Here is a 5,307-nt window from a genome sequence, read left to right as displayed (position 1 = left end):
TTTTTTAGAAAATATTACACACTCATGTTTTCTGTATGTTATGAGTTGTTGAAGAAATCGGTTCTCAATACTTTAGTTTCTGACTTTTTGCTATGTGGAAGAACTACCTTAAAACCTCACTCCGAACCCTGATTACACAGAGGTATTATACCTTAAATAACCTCATTGGTCTCACTTTAGGCTTTTGTACAGCGCTTTACTTGTTTACCTATGTCACATTCGAGCGCGATTTTGACGTACACATTCCGGAAAGAGAAAACAAGTTGCGTTTAACCATCGACAAGTATAGAGACGGTGAAAAAATAACTTCTAGTGCAGAAACATATGTAGGTTGTGGGCCTGTTTTGTCTGAGAAAATACCAGAAATAGAAAGTTATACACGCACTTTCAACATGGCAATTCGCATGAATTCGGTCATAAGCTATAAGCGCAATGATCAGGAGCCCATCAACCTTAAACTAAAAGATTACTACTACGCTGACTCATCTTTTCTTAATTTTTTCGGTTACGACCTACGCTCAGGTGATGCTGCCACCGCATTGAATAATCCGGGGTCAGCAGTTATCACTGCATCCTTAGCTCATAAGTTTTTTGGTGAAGATGATCCGATTGGCAAAGTCTTGCATTATCAGGATGAAGATTTATTTGACGAGCTATATACCATCACAGGGGTCATGGATGACCCACCGACCAATACGCACCTACCATTTAGTTTACTATTTTCTTATAACAGCTTCGACACAAGGCCATACCCAGGCAACTACAAAGACTCCTGGAAGGCGAGAAAAGCATACACTTACCTCAAAATAAACCCTGAAGCCAACCTCTCCGCAATAGAAGAAAAAATGGCGTCAATCTTGAGTGAGCAAAAAGAGCAGCGGGCAGGAGCAGAAGAGGTTTTGAGCCTTCAGCCGATTACCGCCATTCATTTTAATACAACCCTAAGCGATGAGCCTGTACCTACTATTGACGCAGGCATTCTAAATTTTCTTGAAATTGTAGGCATTTTAATCATTGTAATCGCCTGCATCAATTATGTAAATCTATCAACCACATCACTATTAAATCAAACCACTGAAGTTGGTGTGCGCAAGGTGCTCGGTGCAGCAAAAAGACAGTTGATTCTGCAATATTACATCAGGTGTACGCTTATAAATGTTACCGCCATGCTCATTGCAGTTTTGCTGTTATTTTTACTTTGGCCATGGCTCAATCAGATTTCAGGTAGCAATATGCCTATGGCGCAGCTTACTCAACCATTGTTTATAAGTACGAGTCTGTCTCTTTTATTGTTGACTATCGTGGTAAGTGGTTTAGTGCCTTCTGTATTATTGGCATCATTTAATCCACTCAAAGCCATAAGTGGTAAACTCAAATCAACCAATGGAAAGGCTTACCGATTTGCGCTTATTGTTGCTCAATTTGCCATTTCTTTTTGCCTGATTATGGCTACAATCATTGTGCAGAAGCAATTGCATTTCATGCAAAATCAACAATTAGGCTTCGATATCAATCAGGTGTTGGTAGTAAGAGTTCCGGGTGTATTGCCGAAGGCCGATCGCTCAACCACTATATCAAATAGTTATGAGCAATTTATGACCAACAGTTTAAAGCATGCCTCCATAAAAGATGCTTCTGCCAGCCTAACCATCCCTGGTCATGAGCGTGCTTTTAGAACAGGCGCAAAGCTTCAAGGCTCTGAAACTACTTCAACGTTAAGGTTTAATGGTGCCGGCCCTTCTTTTATTTCAACCTATAATTTGGAAGTAATAGCCGGTAGAAATTTTAAAGAAAACAATGCTTACGATATCGATAGTGCCATAATATTATCGGTCTCGGCAGCCAAAACGATGGGGTTTAATGACCCTCAGGAGGCGATTGGTAAAGTCGTAGTGGTGCCAGCTTTTAGAATAACAGCTGAAGTGGTCGGTATCGTAAACGACTACAGGCTGGCTTCGGTCAAGTCTGAGACTGAGCCCATGGCCTTTTTATATTTTCTACCTTCATACACCAACTTCTTTAGCTTTAGATTAAATGGTAATACTCAAGCTGCCATGGAGCATATCTCATCGGCATGGGCTGCTACATTTCCGGGCAACCCGCTGGATTATTTTTTCCTGGACGACTTTTTTAACCAGCAATATAAGCAAGAGAAAAAACTGACACATTTATTTGGTGTATTTGGCACTCTGGCTATCGTACTCGCTGCTATGGGCTTGCTCGGGCTTTCTGCATTTATCGCTCAGCAGCGAACCAAAGAGATTGGTATTAGAAAGGCTCTGGGTTCCTCTTCTTTAGAAATATTTAAATTACTATCATCCCGATTTGTAGTCATGGTCTGCCTGTCATCACTGTTAGCAGCGCCTATTATTTATTACTTTTCTCAACAGTGGCTGAGTCAGTTTCCTTTGCAAACTTCCATTTCCTTTGCCCTATACTTTATACCTTTTATAATACTACTGATAATTACACTACTATCAATTAGCTACCAAACCATAAAAGTTGCCCGGCACAACCCTATCGATTCGTTGAGATACGAATAATTTTTTTGGGCGGTCTTTAGTTTTTTTATTGGCTTTATTAATATTGACCGTATTTTATCAATTAAACTATATCACACCCGCTATGAGAAATTCAGTTTTTACTTTTGTAATTCTTTTTTCAGCTTTTGCTTGTAATCAACAAGATAGTTTTAGTGATGAAACTGTTTCCGGATTGGCTGAACTACCAGCCAATGCCATTAAAGAACCTTATGAGGGCCACTCTGATTTGGTGAAAGTAACTATTAAAAATGGCGATGGATCATATAGCGAAGGCGACTATTTAGACGGAAAAAAACATGGCAGCTGGACGGAATATTATAAAGACGGCTTAGTAAAAAGTACCACATCATTCATTAACGGCAAAAAGCAAGGCGCGCATTTAGAAATATCTGACCGCGGACAATTAGACTTAAAATCATACTACCACGATGACAAGCTACACGGCAGCTGGGTGAAGTACAACAGAAATCGTGTGAAAGAAGAACGTCCTTATGAAAATGGTGCTTTGAGTGGTACCGTTAAAATCTTTTATGATAATGGCACGGCCATGGAAGAAAGTCCTTATGTGAATGGCAAAAGACATGGAGAGGCTATATGGTATGACAAAGATGGCAATGAAACCATTCGTTATGAGTATAAAAACGGTGAGTTAGTAAATAAAGACTGACTTAATGTCATTATTTAGTGATTTTACATCATTATTAGTGACATAATTGCCTGTTTCTACCTCAGATTTCACATTGGCATTTCACTTGATTCTTACTGAGTAATAATCTAAACCAATAAAATAAGGAGGTATATTATGACACTCATGAAAAGATCAAATGACTTGTTTCCTACTTTCTTTGACGATTTTTTCGGAAGAGATTGGTTTGCAAACGAATTGCAGAACAGGAGTACACTCCCTTCTGTAAACATTAAGGAAAGTGAAGACGCATATGCAGTAGAAATGGCTGCTCCAGGAATGGATAAAAAAGATTTCAAGGTAGAGTTAGACAACAACACTTTGACAATCTCATACGAAAAAGAAGAAAGTAATGAGAGTAAGCCTGAAGAAGGTAGATACACCAAGCGTGAGTTTAACTACCAATCTTTTAGCAGGTCATTTAATCTGCCAAACACTGTAGAGGCAGATAAAATTGAAGCTAAATACAAAGAAGGCATATTAACATTAAGTATTCCTAAGAAAGAAGAGGCTAAGCAGAAGCCTTCAAGGTTGATTTCAATCAGATAATTAAAATCACCTTCAATCACCAGAGGATGAGCCATTTAGCCGTTCATCCTCTTTTTTACATTACGTACAACAATTTGTCTACTTAGGCGTATTTATTACAACGTCAACGTCATGACATGATTTTAACCCGTTGTCAACCAGACACATTTTTAAAGAAACGGTTAAACAAAAATTACAATACGGATGAAGAGATTTAGTGCTTTAGTGGCGGCTGCTATATTAGGTAGCGTCATCACAGTTGGGACGTTCCAACTATTTGAAGAAAACAAAGAAAACACGAGTGTAAGAACGATAGAGAAAGTACCGGCTGTAAAAACAGCCTACTCAGTAAATGCTGATGGCGAGGTTATTCCATTAGACTTTACAAAGGCAGCTGAAAAAGTGATGCCGGCAGTTGTGCATATTCGTTCAGTTCAGAAATATAGTGGCAACTCTCAAATGCAGCAAATTCCAGAGCCATTTAGAGACTTTTTCGGGCCACAACAGAGACAAAGAGGCCCTAAACAAGGTAGTGGCAGCGGTGTAATCATCAACGCTGAAGGATACATCGTAACTAATAACCATGTGATAGAAGACGCAGATGAAATTGAAGTGACCCTGCATGATAACAGAAGTTACGTAGCCGAAGTGATCGGTACGGACCCGAATACTGATTTAGGACTGGTTAAGATTAAAGAGAAAGATTTGCCATACTTACCTATAGTAAACTCTAATGATGTGAAAGTGGGTGAGTGGGTATTAGCAGTTGGCAACCCTTTTAACCTTAACTCAACAGTTACAGCAGGTATTGTAAGTGCCAAAGGAAGAAGCATAGGTATCTTAAACAATGCCACACAGGAAAATCAAAATACCTCCATAGAATCTTTTATTCAAACAGATGCAGCTGTAAATCCTGGTAATAGCGGAGGTGCATTAACAAATCTGAATGGAGACTTAATCGGTATTAATACTGCAATTGCCAGCCCAACCGGAGCTTATTCAGGTTACTCATTTGCTGTACCGAGTAATATCGTAGCAAAAGTTATAGAAGACTTAATGACTTATGGTGTGGTGCAGCGAGGCTGGTTAGGTGTGACTATCGCTAACATTACAAGTGAATTTGCCCGAGAAAATGACCTGGAAACTATCAATGGCGCTTATGTAAGAGATATAAATGATAAAAGTGGCGCTAAAGATGCAGGTATCAAAGCTGGTGATGTAATTGTTAAAATTGACGGGGTAGATGTAAATAACACAGCAAACCTGATTGGTTATGTAGGTAGTAAACGACCAGGTGACAAGGTAAACATCATTGTCAACCGAGATGGTAAAGAAAAGGCTTTTGAAGTATTGCTCAAAAACAGAGAAGGTAACACAGAGGTAATTACAAAAAAAGAAGAAGACATGATTGCCAGCCTCGGCCTTGAACTCGAGCCTGTTGATCAGAAAACTTTGAAGCGATTAGAAATTGAGAGCGGTGTACGTGTGAAGTCTTTGAGTGAAGGTTCTGTAAAAAATTCGACTAACATGAGAGAAGGCTTCATAATTACC

General features: G+C 39.2%; 4 protein-coding genes. All 4 read left to right on the top strand.

The genetic code is table 11. The annotated features are described in order from the left end of the window. Nucleotides 1–92 precede the first annotated feature (92 nt). Nucleotides 93–2,543 carry an ABC transporter permease gene (locus tag E1176_RS06790; RefSeq protein ID WP_155209850.1) on the top strand — a complete coding sequence of 817 codons (2,451 nt, stop codon included), beginning with the start codon at nucleotides 93–95 and terminating at the stop codon, nucleotides 2,541–2,543. An 82-nt stretch (nucleotides 2,544–2,625) separates the two neighbouring features. Continuing rightward, entirely contained in the window at nucleotides 2,626–3,210 is a 585-nt protein-coding gene (locus E1176_RS06785) for a toxin-antitoxin system YwqK family antitoxin (protein ID WP_155209849.1), read from the top strand. 144 nt (nucleotides 3,211–3,354) lie between these two features. Then, entirely contained in the window at nucleotides 3,355–3,777 is a 423-nt protein-coding gene (locus E1176_RS06780; RefSeq protein ID WP_343030512.1) for an Hsp20/alpha crystallin family protein, read from the top strand. A gap of 183 nt (nucleotides 3,778–3,960) precedes the next feature. Beyond that, nucleotides 3,961–5,307: Do family serine endopeptidase (locus E1176_RS06775; protein ID WP_155209847.1), on the top strand; the 1,347-nt coding region annotated here is incomplete at its 3' end.

It is taken from the genome of Fulvivirga aurantia (genome assembly GCF_009711475.1).
GTDB lineage: Bacteria > Bacteroidota > Bacteroidia > Cytophagales > Cyclobacteriaceae > Fulvivirga > Fulvivirga aurantia.
Note: the sequence above shows the minus strand (reverse complement) of the source record. Positions and strands in the feature narration are given on the sequence as shown.

Excerpts from the sequence above, each read along its gene's own strand:
- E1176_RS06790 (WP_155209850.1), top strand. The coding sequence starts at position 93 with ATGTGGAAGAACTACCTTAAAACCTCACTCCGAACCCTGATTACACAG.
- E1176_RS06785 (WP_155209849.1), top strand. The coding sequence starts at position 2,626 with ATGAGAAATTCAGTTTTTACTTTTGTAATTCTTTTTTCAGCTTTTGCT.
- E1176_RS06780 (WP_343030512.1), top strand. The coding sequence starts at position 3,355 with ATGAAAAGATCAAATGACTTGTTTCCTACTTTCTTTGACGATTTTTTC.